At 43.8% G+C, this 14979-nt stretch carries 17 protein-coding genes; 12 read left to right on the top strand and 5 right to left on the bottom strand.

From position 1 onward, the window contains the following. Positions 1–185 precede the first annotated feature (185 nt). On the bottom strand, positions 186–680 hold the full coding sequence (locus tag B3O12_RS06900) for a DUF4293 domain-containing protein (RefSeq protein ID WP_286755761.1): 495 nt from the start codon (positions 678–680) through the stop codon (positions 186–188). A gap of 153 nt (positions 681–833) precedes the next feature. Here B3O12_RS06900 and B3O12_RS06895 point away from each other — a divergent pair, with 153 nt between their 5' ends. Genes B3O12_RS06895 through B3O12_RS06880 form a run of 4 tightly spaced genes read left to right on the top strand, consistent with a single transcriptional unit; the run spans position 834 to position 5126 of the window. Beyond that, on the top strand, positions 834–2033 hold the full coding sequence (locus B3O12_RS06895) for an acetyl-CoA C-acyltransferase (protein WP_286755760.1): 1200 nt from the start codon (positions 834–836) through the stop codon (positions 2031–2033). A gap of 44 nt (positions 2034–2077) precedes the next feature. Continuing rightward, the gene (gene truA / locus B3O12_RS06890; RefSeq protein WP_286755759.1) at positions 2078–2821 is read left to right on the top strand and encodes a tRNA pseudouridine(38-40) synthase TruA; all 744 of its coding nucleotides are present in this window, start codon (positions 2078–2080) and stop codon (positions 2819–2821) included. 2 nt (positions 2822–2823) lie between these two features. Beyond that, complete coding sequence (locus tag B3O12_RS06885) at positions 2824–4602, top strand: ABC transporter ATP-binding protein (protein WP_189628171.1); 1779 nt, start codon at positions 2824–2826, stop codon at positions 4600–4602. Next, a complete protein-coding gene (locus B3O12_RS06880) occupies positions 4599–5126 on the top strand; it encodes a hypothetical protein (RefSeq protein WP_286755758.1) in 528 nt (175 codons plus the stop codon). The genes B3O12_RS06885 and B3O12_RS06880 overlap by 4 nt, the downstream gene beginning before the upstream one ends. An 82-nt stretch (positions 5127–5208) precedes the next feature. On the opposite strand, the gene B3O12_RS06875 is transcribed toward B3O12_RS06880, so the two are convergent. Beyond that, positions 5209–6996 carry an ABC transporter ATP-binding protein gene (locus B3O12_RS06875; RefSeq protein WP_286755757.1) on the bottom strand — a complete coding sequence of 596 codons (1788 nt, stop codon included), beginning with the start codon at positions 6994–6996 and terminating at the stop codon, positions 5209–5211. Positions 6997–7142: 146 nt separating this feature from the next. Here B3O12_RS06875 and B3O12_RS06870 point away from each other — a divergent pair, with 146 nt between their 5' ends. From B3O12_RS06870 to coaE, 7 genes are all read left to right on the top strand, one after another. After that, positions 7143–8246: a Glu/Leu/Phe/Val family dehydrogenase gene (locus B3O12_RS06870; RefSeq protein WP_286746151.1), complete on the top strand. Its 1104-nt coding sequence runs from the start codon at positions 7143–7145 to the stop codon at positions 8244–8246. A gap of 99 nt (positions 8247–8345) precedes the next feature. Then, positions 8346–9491, top strand: a complete 1146-nt coding sequence (nusB, locus tag B3O12_RS06865) for a transcription antitermination factor NusB (protein ID WP_189628167.1) — start codon at positions 8346–8348, stop codon at positions 9489–9491. A gap of 1 nt (position 9492) precedes the next feature. Further along, a complete protein-coding gene (locus B3O12_RS06860; RefSeq protein ID WP_189628166.1) occupies positions 9493–9798 on the top strand; it encodes a YtxH domain-containing protein in 306 nt (101 codons plus the stop codon). A gap of 94 nt (positions 9799–9892) precedes the next feature. Beyond that, positions 9893–10423, top strand: coding sequence for a DUF1573 domain-containing protein (locus B3O12_RS06855; RefSeq protein WP_189628165.1), 531 nt, complete (start codon positions 9893–9895; stop codon positions 10421–10423). Positions 10424–10436: 13 nt separating this feature from the next. Next, positions 10437–10757 (top strand): preprotein translocase subunit YajC, encoded by a 321-nt coding sequence (gene yajC / locus B3O12_RS06850; protein WP_189628164.1) that lies wholly within the window; start codon positions 10437–10439, stop codon positions 10755–10757. A 2-nt stretch (positions 10758–10759) separates the two neighbouring features. Next, positions 10760–11728 carry a hypothetical protein gene (locus B3O12_RS06845; protein WP_286755755.1) on the top strand — a complete coding sequence of 323 codons (969 nt, stop codon included), beginning with the start codon at positions 10760–10762 and terminating at the stop codon, positions 11726–11728. Further along, the gene (coaE, locus tag B3O12_RS06840) at positions 11721–12320 is read left to right on the top strand and encodes a dephospho-CoA kinase (protein ID WP_286755754.1); all 600 of its coding nucleotides are present in this window, start codon (positions 11721–11723) and stop codon (positions 12318–12320) included. Before B3O12_RS06845 ends, coaE begins: the two co-directional genes overlap by 8 nt. Here the strand turns inward: coaE and B3O12_RS06835 are convergent. Continuing rightward, entirely contained in the window at positions 12309–12569 is a 261-nt protein-coding gene (locus B3O12_RS06835) for a hypothetical protein (RefSeq protein WP_189628161.1), read from the bottom strand. The genes coaE and B3O12_RS06835 overlap by 12 nt on opposite strands. Positions 12570–12601: 32 nt before the next feature. Continuing rightward, on the bottom strand, positions 12602–12979 hold the full coding sequence (locus tag B3O12_RS06830) for a hypothetical protein (protein ID WP_189628160.1): 378 nt from the start codon (positions 12977–12979) through the stop codon (positions 12602–12604). 288 nt (positions 12980–13267) lie between these two features. On the opposite strand from B3O12_RS06830, the gene B3O12_RS06825 reads away from it, so the two are divergent. Beyond that, a complete protein-coding gene (locus tag B3O12_RS06825) occupies positions 13268–14083 on the top strand; it encodes a pentapeptide repeat-containing protein (RefSeq protein WP_286746142.1) in 816 nt (271 codons plus the stop codon). A 69-nt stretch (positions 14084–14152) separates the two neighbouring features. Here B3O12_RS06825 and B3O12_RS06820 read toward each other — a convergent pair whose 3' ends face one another. Next, complete coding sequence (locus B3O12_RS06820) at positions 14153–14689, bottom strand: YceI family protein (protein WP_286755753.1); 537 nt, start codon at positions 14687–14689, stop codon at positions 14153–14155. Positions 14690–14979: the final 290 nt, after the last annotated feature.

Here is a 14979-nt window from a genome sequence, read left to right as displayed (position 1 = left end):
AATTTTAAATGAATTTATAACCAATAAACCATGAATGAGCTCTTAACACTCGTAGCCATTGTGGTTTTTTATTCTAGCAATTCTCTTTGTGCTGAAAAACTTTGTCAACTCCGGTGTGAATGCAAGAGAAGCAATTCTTAGGAAATTGAGAGAGGTTAAGAAAGTAATAGAAAAAGAAAGGTTAGCTACCTTATTCTATCCACACTCTTTACCAGTTTTTCGTCTTTGCGAATAAAGCGGTTGGCCAATATATTTAAGATCATTGCTGCTGCTGGTAAGTAGAAGCCTGTAGTGATGCTACCTTGACCTTCAATTAAAGGTTCATTTCGATAAATGGTGTAGAAACTTATTCCAAGAGTGGCCGCCATGATCAAGGCATTTAAGGCACCAAGTTTCATTTGTGTCAGTCTGTTCTTAAAAGAGAAAATGGAAATAAAGGCAACAATAGAGGCCACAAAGGCCAAGCCACCGATAAACCATTTCGCTTCGGTTTTTACAACAGTGTCGTCAGATTTGTCATTTAGTGTGCCAGCCGTATCGATTAATTCAAGTTTAAAGCCTGAAAGCAATCTCAACTGGTCGTTTGTTCGGTCGAGTTCGCCCCAAATATTTGTAAAAGGCATCATAGCCATCGCGATACCTATAATTAAGAGAAGCAGGGTTTGAATTCGCTGAATCATGATTTCTTGATTTGGGTGCAAATATAGTAAACCGATTTACGATTGGGAGTGTTAGATGTACGATTTAAGGTCGTGCCTTTTTCAGCTTGGTCTAAATTCGGTTAATTCGCATATCAATTCGAAATTCAAACATCCTAATTCATATAGCTCACCATGGAATCAGCATATATAGTCGATATAGTAAGAACACCCATTGGAAAATTCGGAGGCTCATTGGCCAGTGTTCGGCCCGATGACCTGGCAGCGCATGTCATTAAGGCGCTGGTAGACCGAAACCCATCGTTCGACATATCTCTCATAGAAGATGTGATTTTTGGAGCCGCCAATCAGGCCGGAGAAGATAATCGGAACGTAGCCCGTATGGCTGCATTGCTGGCCGGTCTACCCCTTGAGGTGGGTGGAGTAACAGTTAACCGCCTGTGTGCCTCGGGTCTTCAGTCTATTATGGATGCTAGCAGAGGCCTGCTTTTGGGTGAAGGAAAGGCCTATATTGCCGGAGGTGTAGAAAGCATGACACGTGCCCCCTTTGTCATGGGCAAGTCGGAAACAGCCTACGGCAGAAATGCCGAAATATACGATACCTCTATTGGCTGGAGGTTTATAAACCCCAAATTGGCCAAGTTGCATTACCCTTTTGCCATGGGAGAAACAGCCGAAAATGTGGCTGAGCAATGGGGGATTAGCCGCGAAGCACAAGATGAGTTCTCGCACGGCTCTCAATTAAAATACCAGGCGGCATACGAAGCCGGAAAGTTTGCTCAGGAAATTGTGCCGGTAGAAGTGCCACAACGAAAGTCCGACCCGATTGTGTTTGCCAAAGATGAACAGCCCAGGCTTTCTTCGTTAGAAAAATTGGCCGGTTTGCGACCAGCGTTCAAAGAAGGCGGTACGGTGACAGCCGGAAATGCATCGGGAATTAATGATGGTGCGGCCGCAGCATTGATGGTCAACGAAGCCACACTAAAGCAGTTTAACCTTAAGCCAATGGCCAGAGTAGCCGCGGTGGCTATTGCCGGTGTTTCGCCACATATAATGGGTATCGGGCCCATTCCGGCTACACAAAAAGCACTGAAACGAGCTGGGTTAACCGTAAACGATCTGGATTTAATTGAGTTGAATGAGGCTTTTGCAGCGCAATCTATTCCCTGCATGCAAGAGCTGGGCTTAGATCCTGAAAAGGTCAATGTAAATGGAGGGTCAATTGCTATTGGACACCCTCTGGGGGCCAGTGGAACAAGAATTTCAGCTACCCTGCTGCATGAAATGCAGAAGAGAAATAATGTAAAATACGGACTGGCCACCATGTGTATTGGTGTAGGGCAGGGAGCCGCTATTATTTACGAAAAGTGTTAACCACAAAGAGTAAGAGGCGCTGTTAGGCTGCCGATAGAAGAGCATTGAGATACTTTCTTGAACTTTCTTACCATGGTGCAAACTACCATGGCTGGCAACGCCAGCAAAACGCCCATTCTGTTCAGCAGGAAATAGAAGAAGGGCTAACCAGAATACTGGGTCAGGAAACAGTCATTACAGGCAGTGGCCGAACCGATGCAGGTGTTCATGCCCATTTTCAGGTAGCGCATTTCGATACGTCTTCTCAGCTACCGCCCGATCAGCTCGCCTATAAACTAAATGCTGTTTTGCCGGATGACATAGCCATTGCCGCTTGTCGGCCGGTTAGAGAAGATGCCCATGCACGATTCGATGCCGAGGTAAGGGGGTACCACTATTTTATTCATCAGAAAAAGAACCCCTTTCTAAGAGGACAAAGCTATTTTTATTCTCGTCCGCTCGATGTAGACTTAATGAACGAGGCGGCTCATCAGCTATTGGGTCGGCAGGATTTCGAAAGTTTTAGCCGTGTAAAAACAGAAGTGAATCATTTTGAATGCGAGGTATTTAAAGCCTTGTGGTATTTTCAGAACGATCAATTGGTTTTTAACGTTAGGGCAAACAGGTTTTTGCGCGGGATGGTAAGAGCACTGGTGGGTACCTTGCTCGAAGTAGGTAGAAAGAAACTTACCATAGAAGATTTTGTTAGTATCATTGCAGCGAAAAACCGCACAAAGGCTGGTAAAGCAGCTCCTCCGCATGGACTATACCTTTCGGAGGTAAACTATCCAAACCATATCTATTTGTAGCATTGGAAAAAGATCAGGCCAAGGTAAAAAGTGGAAATGTTGTAGACTTTAAGGTGCTTAAGCGCCTGTTTCAGTATGCACAGCCCTACATTAAGCAGTTCTATTTACTGGTTTTTCTAACCGTATTTCTGGCCATTCTCACGCCCATCAGGCCCATGATTGTGCAAAGGGCTATTGATAATTATGTGCCCAATGGCGACTACGATGGTTTGGTGTTTATGATTACCATTCTTATTGGTCACCTTATTGTGTTGGCCATTGTGCAGTATTCACATACCTACTTATCTGGCTGGGTAGGGCAGGTAATCATTAAAGATATCCGAGTAAAGCTATACAATCACCTCATCAGGCTAAAACTAAAGTTTTTTGATAAAACACCTATTGGACGGCTGGTTACGCGAAATGTGTCAGATATAGAAACACTTTCCAATGTATTTAGTGAGGGTCTGGCCGCACTTATCGGAGACCTGTTGCAATTGGTGTTCCTTATAGGGTTTATGTTTTATCTCGATTGGCGCCTAACCCTGGTTAGCCTTTCCACATTGCCCTTACTGATTTTTAGCACCTATGTTTTCAAAGAGAAGATCAAAGTTACTTTCAATGAGGTGCGCAATGCCGTGTCCAATCTCAATTCCTTTGTGCAAGAGCATGTAACAGGAATGAATATAGTGCAGATATTTAATGCCGAAAAGCGCGAAATGGATAAGTTCAAGACCATTAATGCCGAGCATCGAAAGGCTCATATTCGTTCTGTACTATACTATTCTATTTACTTTCCGGTGGCCGAAATTATTCAGGCTATTGCCATAGGAATGGCCGTTTGGTACGGAGCCAGAGGCATCTTGGTCAACACCAGTGCCGGACCTGGGGTTATCATTGCTTTCATTATGTACATTCAGATGTTCTTTAGACCCATACGTATGATTGCCGACCGCTTCAATACACTGCAAATGGGCATTGTTAGCTCCAACCGAATTTTCGATTTGCTCGATAACAATGAGCACATGACCAATGAAGGGGCACATGCTCCCAGAGAGATTCGGGGAGAGGTAAGCTTTAGGAATGTATGGTTTGCATACAATGACGAAGATTATGTATTGAAAGACATCTCTTTTGAGGTGAAAGAGGGCGAAACCGTGGCCCTGGTTGGTGCCACCGGAGCCGGAAAGTCTTCTGTGATTAACCTGCTTTCGCGCTTCTATGAAATAAACAAAGGAGAAATTGCCATTGATGGCGTCAACCTGGAAGAATATGACCTGAGTGCGCTGAGGAGTCATATTGGGGTTGTTCAACAAGACGTTTTTCTCTTTTCAGACACCATAAGACAGAACATTACGCTCGGTAACCCCGATATAAGCGATGCCAAGATTGCCGAAGCGGCTGATTTGGTTGGGGTTAAGAAAATAATTGAAAGGCTACCCGGAGGCTACGATTACAATGTGATGGAAAGAGGTTCTACCCTCTCTGTAGGGCAAAGACAGCTTATTTCCTTTGTTAGGGCAATGGTTTATGACCCCAAAATAATTGTGCTAGACGAAGCCACATCTTCTGTAGATACTGAGACGGAAGAGATGATTCAACGGGCCATAGAGGTGCTAATGAAAGGTCGCACAGCCATAGTTATTGCTCACCGATTATCGACCATTCAGGGTGCCGATAAAATTATTGTACTCGATAAAGGTGAGATTAAAGAAATTGGTAAACATCAGGAACTATTAGATAAAGGTGGGTTCTATGCCCGCCTGTATAATATGCAATACAAAGAGGTAGTTACGCCATGAATAGAAAAACAAAGATTGTAATTGGATTAGTTGCTTTTGTAGCGGTTGTTTCACTCTATCTATACCTTGGAGGGCTCAATTCAGTAGAATATAGCGTAGAGTCTGTAGCCGATTACCATCTGGTAGGAACCCCCTTTAAGGGAGAGGGCGATAGCCCCGAGATAGAGGCTGCCTTTGTTGAAGCAAGAGGTTATGTGGAGTCGGGTAGCATATCCGGAATACTCACCATAGTACACTATCAGGATACTACCCTTGCCGAAGGCGAGTTGAGAATGTTTATTGGGGTGAAGCTAAACGAAGGGGCCTCAGACATTCCGGAGCACTATCAGCGAATGACCATCCCTGCCACAAATGCGGTGCGGGCTTCCATTAGTGCCCATAATGTGGTTATGCCCAGCCCCTCTACAATTGAAGGAAATATTAAAGCTACAGCAAAAGACAATGGGCTGGAGCTTCAGAATTTTACCGTGGAGCAGTACGTGTCAGAAAACCTGTTGCTAATCGATATGCCGGTTAAACAGTAACAAGCACATTGCTCCGGAGAGTGGGGTATAGCCCACCAAAAGCCTCAGGTCACGAGTTTATAGGGTTTGCATGGCCAATGGCCTATTCAACCGATTCTTTTTCTTTAAGCTGCTTATCGTAAAGCTCTTTATAAACGCCATTCAAGGCCAGTAAAGACTCATTTGTGCCTTGCTCTATGATTTTGCCATCGTCTAGCACAATGATCTTATCGGCCAGCTTGGCCGAAGATACCCTGTGAGAAATGATTACCGTAGTTCGGCCCTTCATTATACGCGAAAGGCTGTTCAAGATGGTGTTTTCAGTATTGGTGTCAACAGCCGAGAGGGCATCGTCTAAGATGAGAATCTTTGGGTTACGCACTATGGCCCTGGCAATGGATGCCCTCTGCTTTTGCCCACCGGAAAGGGTTATGCCTCGCTCCCCCAACATGGTTTGCAACCCTTTCGGAAAGTCCGTAATGTTATCGTACAAATCAGCATCCTTGGCCGCCTGCACCACCTGCTCGTAGCTAATACTGTTAATGCCAAAAGCAATGTTGTTCTGAATAGTGTCAGAAAACAGGAATACATCTTGCGGAACATAGCCCATTTGATCGCGCATATTGGAAATGTTGTACGCCCTAATGTCCTTCCCATCTATGGTAATAGATCCTGATGAGCTATCGTACAAACGCAGCATCAGGTTAGCAATGGTGCTTTTTCCTGACCCCGTAGTGCCAATAATAGCGATAGATTGTCCCGCCTTTACATCGAACGAAACGTTTTGCAATGCCCGGATACCCGAGTCAGGATATACAAAGCTCACATTATCGAAGCTTACATCTCCCTTAATGTCGCGTTGGAGATTTTCGGTACTTTGAATGTGGTTGGTTTCCTGCAAAAACTGATTGATTCGTTTTTGTGATGCAGCAGCCCGCTGATTAATGCTGGTTATCCAACCGAGAGCAGTCACCGGCCAGGTGAGCATGTTTACATAAATCACAAACTCCGCAATATTGCCGTAAGTTATCTCCCCTTGAATAACCTTGGTTCCACCAATATAAATAGTCAGCAAAACGCTAAGGCCAATGAGTGCCATTATGAGCGGAAAAAAAAGAGCATTGACAAAAGTGAGCTTTAGCGAACGGTGTTTATACTTTTCGCTCTCGTTGGCAAATTTGGCAGCCGAGTCTTTCTCTCGTACAAAAGCCTTGAGTACCCGAATGCCCGAAAAAGCTTCCTGCACTGAGGTAGAAAGGTCGGAAAGACTTTCCTGAATCTTTTCCGATCGTTTGTTGATGACATTGTTTACAAAGTAAATGCTCAATGAAAGTACAGGCAACGGAAGAAGAGCATAAATGGTAAGCTCCACGTTTACTCTTAGCATCTCATAAATCACCATTGGGAACAGCACCAGTAGGTTAATGCCATACATAATGCCCGGACCAAGATACATTCTTACCTGGCTCACATCTTCAGAGATGCGGTTCATTAAATCGCCCGTATTATTCTTTCGGTAAAAGCTTAGTGGAAGGTTCTGATACTGCTCGAAAACCTCGTTTTTCAGGTCATACTCGATTTTCCGAGACATTACAATGATCGTTTGCCTGACCAAAAAGAGGAAAAAGCCTCTCAAAAAGGCCATTAAAATCATTATTCCACCCAGAATAAGCACTCCCACCTCAAGTTTATCGAACACCGATTCGCTGAGTCCGGAACCTTCGAACAAACGATATACCCTAAAACTATCGGTCACATAGTCTATAGCATAACGTACTACTTTAGCCGGCCATACACCAAAATAATTGGAGATAACCAAAAAAATAAACCCAAGTATGAGTAGCCATTTGTACTTGAGAAGGTATTTGTTGAGGTGCTTAAGTTCTTTCACGATATTCTAAACAGCAGTGCTTTGCTAAAGGTTGCCGCCATCGTCATTATCCTTAGAAGATGTCGATCTTTTGGTTACTTTTGCGGTCTGTGATCCAATTTCGTTGGAGCCGCGGCAAATATAAAGTAAACTATATTATGAACGTAATGGAAGAAGTTAAGGCCGAGGGTAAAACCAAAAGTGTCTCAATTTTTGAAGAGGTAGCTGGTATGGGCCACGAGCAAGTGGTGTTTTGCAACGATGAAGCTACCGGTCTGAAAGCCATCATTGGAATTCACAATACAGTTCTGGGACCTGCACTGGGAGGAACACGTTTCTGGAACTACGCCTCAGAAGAAGAAGCAGTGATAGATGTGCTTAGGCTTTCCAGAGGAATGACATACAAAGCGGCTGTTTCCGGCCTCAATTTGGGAGGAGGAAAAGCCGTAATCATTGGCGATCCGAAGCAACTGAAAAACGAAGCATTCCTTCGCAGGTTTGGAAAGTTTGTGAATAGCCTCAACGGTAAATACATTACCGCTGAAGATATGAACATGAAAACCAGCGACATGGAGTACATCCATATGGAAACTCCTCACGTTACTGGTTTGCCCGTAGAAATGGGCGGAAGTGGAGACCCATCGCCTGTAACAGCCTATGGTGTATACATGGGTATGAAGGCCGCAGCCAAAAGGGCATTCGGTTCAGACTCACTGAATGGCAAAAAAGTCTCTGTTCAGGGAGTAGGCCAGGTAGGCATGTATCTGGTAGAGCATCTGGTAAAAGAAAATGCTCAGGTTTTTATAACCGATATTAATGAAGCCAGGCTTGCTAAAATAGCCAAAGAACAAGGAGCACAAGTTGTGGGCATGGACGAAATCTACGATCTTGATGTGGATATTTATGCGCCCTGTGCCATGGGAGCCACTGTTAATGATGAAACCATTGGCCGACTAAAAGCGCAGGTAATTGCAGGAGCTGCCAACAACCAGTTGAAAGATGAGGTTAAACACGGCCACATGCTGGTAGATAAGGGAATAGTTTATGCTCCTGATTTTGTGATCAACGCAGGGGGAATTATAAATATTTCTTCCGAGCTAAAGGGTGCTTACAATAAAGAGCAAGCCTACAGCTGGACAGAGAAGATATACGACACTACCCTGAATATTTTTAGCCTTGCTGAAAACGAAGGAATTCCTACCCAGCAAGCCGCTATGAGAATAGCCGAAAAACGAATTGCTGACGTAGGAAACGTAAAACTTTCATTTTAATTAATCAGTGAGTGGTTGGAAAAACCATTCACTGCTGTTTATTTTAACGTTCTCATACATTCTGAAATGCTCAACAGGAGATCTCTTAGAGTCAAAGTAATGCAGACCTTGTTCGCTCTGGGTCAGTGTAAAGAAGCCAATTACAACATTGGCTTAGCAGAAATAGAGGAGGCCTTTCAACCAGACCTCAACTCTATGGAGCCACAAGACAAGGTGAAACTAAAGGCCGATGCCAAACAAGCCAAGAGCTTGCTAAGGCACAAAGTATACGGTTCGCCACTCAATACTTCCGAAACATTTTCTGCAGAAGTAGAGCGGGTGGTAGAATTGGCTCATAAGAACTATCTGGAAAATTCGCGCAAAGACCTGGAAAGACTAAAGAAAGATATGATCATAGATGCAGAGTCTTTGGTCGATTACTTTCTATGGATTATCAGTTTGCTAGTTACCTGGTCCGACCACAGTAAAGTGGAAGCCGATAAGAAACAGAAGCTCTCACCCGAAAGGCTGTTAAGTGGCGATTTTAACCTTGCCAAAAACAAGGTGATCGACTTCTTTCGAAATAGCTCCAAGGTGCAGGTGGCTCTGGTAAAGCGAAACATCTCCTGGGAGGAGGAAGAAGACAACTACAAAAACTGGTATAAGGAAATCGTTAAGAAAGACGAAACCTTTGGCGAGTATAGAAGAACCGCCAATCCGACTTTCGAAGATGATAAAGCTGTGGTAGATCACCTGATCAAAGACCTGGTGTTTAAAGCAGAAGTGATACTGTCGTTTTTTGAAGAAAAAGACATTCACTGGAAAGAAAATAAACCTATTGTCAGGAGTCTCGTTACCCGTTCTATCAGGGACGTTGAAGAAGACTCAGATCCGAAAGGGTTCGATTTACCCGATTTCTCCAATAACTGGGAGGAAGACAAAGAGTTTTTTGAGAAAATACTCGATTGCACAGTAGAAAACGAGGAGGAATATGCTCAAATGATTGCCGCCAAAACTAAAAATTGGGAGGTAGATCGTTTAGCCAATACCGACCAAATTATTCTGAAAATGGCCATTGCTGAAATGCTGAATTTCAGAAATATACCTGTTAAGGTGACCATTAATGAGTATATTGAGCTTTCGAAAAATTATAGTACCCCAAAGAGCAAACAGTTCGTAAATGGCATTCTGGATGTGATTTCCAATGAACTAAAAGAGCAAGGGGTCTTGAAGAAATCAGGAAGAGGATTATTAGACAATAAATAGTATGAATAGAGGGTCGAGCAATTTATTAGCATTCGTATTAGGAGCGGCCACAGGAGCAATCCTTGGGATCTTGTATGCTCCGGATAAGGGCTCCAACACCAGAGACAAGTTGAGCTACCAGTTAGATAAGTACAAAAAGCAGCTTGAAGACTTGCTTGAAGACCTTATCAATGGCAAGGTAGAAGTGTCTTCTTCGGCCAAAGAAGAAGGTAAGAAGGTGGTTTCTGATGCCCGTAAAAAGGCCGAACAACTACTGACCGATGTCGATGACCTGATAGGTCAGATTAAGTCTGGTGAAAAAGCATAATCAAAGAACCTAAGAGTAAACCAGTGACGTTGGAGGAAGCAGGAATTCAGTTTACTCAGTTTCGTTATATCAATAAAAACTAAAACGATTACACATGAAAACTAAAGTTTCTATTCTAAGCCTGGGGGCATTCTTACTGTTGCTGTCCGGCTGTGGAAATTCCGAAATGGAAAAGCGATTGGCCAATCTGGAAAGAAGGGTGAATCAGTTGGAAAATGGCAACGTGTCTAGAGGGGTGGTATCTACTCCCAATACTAACGGGTCGGCCCAGGGCATAGAAAACAACCTGGCTTCCAATGCCTCTTTCGATTGGGAAACCACAGTATATAATTTTGGAACCATTAAGCAGGGCGAGGTAGTAAACTATACCTTCAAGTTTACTAACAATGGCACAGAAGATCTTCAAATTCAGAGTACTTCGGCCTCTTGCGGTTGTACAGTACCTAACCATACCAAAGAGCCTATTCCTCCGGGAGGTACAGGAGAAATTGTAGTGCGCTTTGATAGCAAGGGAAAATCAGGGCAGCAGAGCCCGGTAATTACCGTAGTGGCCAACACTAACCCACGACAGGTTCGTTTGAGCCTGAGAGGTTTCGTGGAAACCAATGCCATTCCGGTGCCATAATCCTTAAAAGAATATGATACATAATATTTTAGTACAGCAACCGGCTCCACAAGGTGGTGGATGGATTCAGCAGTTGGTATTGTTTGGTGGAATTGCTCTTGTTTTTTATTTCTTCATGATCCGTCCGCAACAGAAAAAGCAAAAAGATCAGAAGAATTTTATCAATGAGATAAAAAAGGGAGATAACATAGTGACCATTGGAGGTATGCACGGTAAGGTTTATGCCCTTACTGACGATACGGTGACACTAGAGGTAGATAAAGGAGTGAAAATCACTTTCGAGAAATCTTCCATTTCTTTAGAAGCTAGTAAAAGAGCCAATGAAAAAGCATAGTCTTGAGCAAGGCTGAAGACATACTCGATAAGCTCAGAAGGTCTTTCAACGCTCCGAGCACGAAAGACGAAAAAATAAAGGTGGTACTGATATGCTTTGCGCTGTCTACCACCTTTTGGTTTTTCAACGCCCTGAATAAGAACGATTACGTAACCAGGATCAACTATCCAGTGGCCATTGAATACGACCAAACACAATACATAGCCACAGAACCCCTGCCTACGCGAATTCCCATAGAGGTTTCCGGTGGAGGCTGGGATTTAATGACGCGTTCATTCGGTTTCAAAATGAAACCGGTTCAAATTCGGATAGATCGCCCAACAGAATCGGGCTATTTGCTCACAGCCGGTTTGCGCTCGGAAATTATGCCCGAACTGGAGCCCCTTTCTGTCAACTATTTTTTAAGTGATACGCTACGCTATAAAATAGAGCGGAAGGTAACCCGTGAGGTTTTTGTGCAATACGATACGGCCGCTGTATCGCTCAACGAAAACTACATTAGGAGCTCAGACATGGTCTTGTCTCCGTCTACCATTACGCTCACAGGCCCACAGTCTGCTCTGGAAGAAATTGGGGATACCCTTTGGCTCAGAAAAGCAATTGATGATGTTTCGGCCGACTTTGAAGATGATATAGACCTGCCACAACTACCGGAATGGGTAGAGGCCTCTACCAATTCGGTACAAGTGAGTTTTCTGGTTGTGCGCATGCTATCTATGGACTCAGAGCTTGCTGTTGAGACAAGAGGATTTCCGCAGGGTTATGGCCCAAGCCCTCAAAAAGTAAGGGTTCGTTTTAAAGTACCCGAAACAGCGTTTGATGCCACCGACTCATTGCCAATCATGGTACAGGCCAGGTATCGGGAAATGTCGGCAGATTCTACCATTCGCTTGAGAATACAGGTTTTGAACAAGGCATACCGTCAGGTGAGTGCCGAGCCACAAACAGTGAAAGTAACCCGAAATGAATAAGCCACGCTTAATTGGTATTACCGGGGGCATAGGTTCCGGAAAATCTACCGTGACCAAAATGTTTCAACTGCTGGGTGTGCCGGTGTATTATGCAGACGATCGGGGTAAACAATTAATGATAGAGAGCGATACCCTGAGACAGGGCATTGCTGAAGCCTTTGGTGCGGAGAGTTATTTGCCAAATGGCGAATTGAATAGAAACTATTTGGCTTCAAGAGTATTCTCCAACCCTCAAGAGCTGGCTATACTCAATAGTTTGGTACACCCGGCTGTGGCTCAGGACTTCGATCAATGGGCGGCTGGTTATCAGTCGGTGCCTTACGTGCTCAAAGAAGCGGCACTGCTTTTTGAAACAGAGAGCTACAAGCAGTTGGATCAGACCATTTGCGTAATGGCACCTAAGGCGGTACGGCTGGAACGTGTGTTACTCAGAGACGAGCAGCGCAACAGGCAGCAGGTAGAAGATATTATGGAGAGACAGGTGGGGGATGCTCAGCGGAAAAAACTGGCTGACTATCTGATAGACAATTCGGGAAATACACTTGTAATACCAAAGGTGCTTCAAATTCATAAAAGTTTACTAGGCCTTTAGCAAACTTCCAATCTGTATCTGATCGGCATAAAACTTCATACGCGAATGCTGGTAGTCTAACGGTTGAATGCTTTCTATGCGGTCTAGTTTGTGATTGTAGAACACTTCCACAAAGATATTTTCCAGCAAATAGAGATTTACTTTGTAGCCATAGTAACGAATGGCCAATTGAAAGGCGCCATTTCTATACAAATATTCAATCTGCTCGCTCAGTGGTTGTTCAAAAAAGTGCTCTAACTCTTCGTTCATTGCCTTATGAAGATAAGGAAATCAGAAAAAGTCTAATAGTGAAGCGTGTGATAAAAGAGATTTTTTGAAGGGCATGGGGCTTTGTATACGAATATATATACACCCTTGCCTGAATATTGGTTAAGATTCGACTTAAAAATGAACGGATACTTGGTGAGCTTGCTCAGGGTATGTATAGCCAGCCGGAAAGATTCGCAACGCCAGTATTTAAAGTGCTTACATTCATAATCGCTCCGTACCTTACCGGCAACTTTTACAATGTCCTCACTGGTGGCAAGACCCACCTTCCAGATAAACCTATTGTCCATCATCATCATATTAGAGTCGACCCATTTTTTTATCTCCTCAAGGAGCGTCTTTTCAGTGGGGTCATATTCTATTACATGCGACAATGCATAGGTTGTCTTCATTCGTTAAGTCTGGTTTTTAGTGAGTAAACTAAATTTTACAAGAAGTTCGCTGAATTAGGGAACGACACGAAGGAAATATTTAAAGCGCACAAAATCAAGTATATAGCCCTTAAATTCCGCATAATGTCCGATATGTGTGATGAAAGGAAAAGTTGCTTATTACAATTGCTTGCAACACCTTTGACCCAAAAGAAGGGCTATTTCTACATATACCCAGATTTAGGTATTGTCAAGTCCGGGCAGACCGACTAATTATGGGGCATTGTTTTTGTTGCAAAAGGCATTGGCATGAGGACCATCAATAGCAGACAATTTCTCAAAATACTGAAAGGTGAAGATCTGGAGTTTCGTATATCGCAATACCCGGTGCGGCTCGTGGACAAGGTAAAGCTTGAGGGTCTACATTTTCCATACGACATTCATTTCAGAGACAGTGTTTTCCAGGAGTTGAGCTTTCGCAATTGTCGTTTTTCAGGCGACCTGAGTTTTTCAGGTTCCAAAATTGGGAAGCTTAGTCTTCGAGCCTGCGATTTTAGACATCTGTCTGTAAAGCAGACGGAGGTGCTTCAGTTCGAAGTAAAGAAGTCTGTTCAGGCCAAGTCGGTGACAATTGGTGCCTCTGCCATTAATTCGCTGGTCATTGAACACAACGAGGTGTTTGAGTCCATCGAGTTGGGTTGTGAAAACCACATAATGCAAGCCAGTCTGAGCTACAACGGAGACATTCAGAAGAATTCGTTTAAGTCTACCATATTTATTTGCCCGGAAAGGTTCGATATCCTGAAGCTCAAAAACAATTGCGCTGAAATATTGCATGTAGGCACCATTGGTGAGCATGCCCAATTTGAAGTGGAAAACCTTTCGGCCAACCTGCTACTTTTTTCCAACTGCAATGGAGAATCTACTAACGTGGCTCTTCGCGGCCTGCGGCCTATCGATCCGGCAGTGGCATCTGTGTGCATTGTTAATTCGGAGCGAATTGTACGACTCAACGATCAGGGAGTGTTCAATGCCTTTAGTCGCATAAAGCGATATAAACATAGCCCCAGCGATCTGCAAGAGACCAAGAAGGGGCTGTTGGGCTTAGAAGGCAGACAGTGTTAAAGGGGCTATTGAAAAGCCCCGTCCCAAAAGTTGGGAGCAGGGCAGGAGCTTATGGACTAGCATAGGTGTTTAGGCTTGAGTAAGCTGAATGTTTAGCTGAAGCTTTACCCGATCGCCAACTACTACACCACCGGCCTCAGTAACCATGCTCCAGGTTAAACCAAACTCTTTTCGGTCAATAGATCCGCTAATCTCGAATCCAGCCTTGGTTTGTCCGTAACCGTCTACCATAGTGCCTCCATGTTCCACATCGAGCTCCACTTCTTTGGTAATGTCCTTGATGGTGAGTGGTCCGGCCAGTTTGTATTGGTTATCGGCTACTTTTTTCAAAGAGCCCTTAAACGTAATGTGAGGGAATTTTTCTGCATCAAAGAAGTCGGCACTTTTTAGGTGATTGTCCCGATCGGATTGGTTGGTATCTACACTGGCGGTTTCCAGAGTGAACCCCGCAGTGGCGCCATCAAAATCGTCAGACTCAGCCTCAAGGCTGCCTTCAAAACGGTTGAATTGCCCAGTAACGGTTGAAATAACCAGGTGTTTTACTTTAAACTGAACCTCGCTATGCGTTGGATCAATTTTCCACAATGTTTTAGTTGCTGTTTCCATTTTTCTTTTGTTTCAAGTAATAATCATCAAACTGTATGTACGTACATATAGTTCAAAGAAGCTTTAAATTTTCGAAAAGGCGGTAGGGAGGGATGATGCATATACACCTGAAGTCAAAGGGGATTAAAGCAAGGTTGCCGTAGAGCTATTGATGGGTTGGTGGGTTGAGTTTGTTTCTATCTCCTAAATGAAAAATGTTTCTGCAAATAAAAAAAGCCAGCTACTTGCGTAACTGGCTTTTAAGGGTGGAAGATGGGACTCGAACCCACGACCTCCTGAACCACAATCAG

This window comes from Roseivirga sp. UBA838, from assembly GCF_002296035.1.
In the GTDB taxonomy this organism is placed as follows: domain Bacteria; phylum Bacteroidota; class Bacteroidia; order Cytophagales; family Cyclobacteriaceae; genus Roseivirga; species Roseivirga thermotolerans.
This window is presented reverse-complemented; position numbering and strand designations above follow the sequence as displayed.

Bases quoted from the DNA above. Each gene is read 5' to 3' on its own strand.
- coaE (WP_286755754.1), top strand. From the start codon at position 11,721: ATGAATAAGCCACGCTTAATTGGTATTACCGGGGGCATAGGTTCCGGA.
- B3O12_RS06835 (WP_189628161.1), bottom strand. From the start codon at position 12,569: ATGAACGAAGAGTTAGAGCACTTTTTTGAACAACCACTGAGCGAGCAG.
- B3O12_RS06825 (WP_286746142.1), top strand. From the start codon at position 13,268: ATGAGGACCATCAATAGCAGACAATTTCTCAAAATACTGAAAGGTGAA.
- B3O12_RS06870 (WP_286746151.1), top strand. From the start codon at position 7,143: ATGGAAGAAGTTAAGGCCGAGGGTAAAACCAAAAGTGTCTCAATTTTT.
- nusB (WP_189628167.1), top strand. From the start codon at position 8,346: ATGCAGACCTTGTTCGCTCTGGGTCAGTGTAAAGAAGCCAATTACAAC.
- B3O12_RS06820 (WP_286755753.1), bottom strand. From the start codon at position 14,689: ATGGAAACAGCAACTAAAACATTGTGGAAAATTGATCCAACGCATAGC.
- yajC (WP_189628164.1), top strand. From the start codon at position 10,437: ATGATACATAATATTTTAGTACAGCAACCGGCTCCACAAGGTGGTGGA.
- B3O12_RS06860 (WP_189628166.1), top strand. From the start codon at position 9,493: ATGAATAGAGGGTCGAGCAATTTATTAGCATTCGTATTAGGAGCGGCC.
- B3O12_RS06900 (WP_286755761.1), bottom strand. From the start codon at position 680: ATGATTCAGCGAATTCAAACCCTGCTTCTCTTAATTATAGGTATCGCG.
- B3O12_RS06880 (WP_286755758.1), top strand. From the start codon at position 4,599: ATGAATAGAAAAACAAAGATTGTAATTGGATTAGTTGCTTTTGTAGCG.
- B3O12_RS06895 (WP_286755760.1), top strand. From the start codon at position 834: ATGGAATCAGCATATATAGTCGATATAGTAAGAACACCCATTGGAAAA.
- B3O12_RS06830 (WP_189628160.1), bottom strand. From the start codon at position 12,979: ATGAAGACAACCTATGCATTGTCGCATGTAATAGAATATGACCCCACT.
- B3O12_RS06855 (WP_189628165.1), top strand. From the start codon at position 9,893: ATGAAAACTAAAGTTTCTATTCTAAGCCTGGGGGCATTCTTACTGTTG.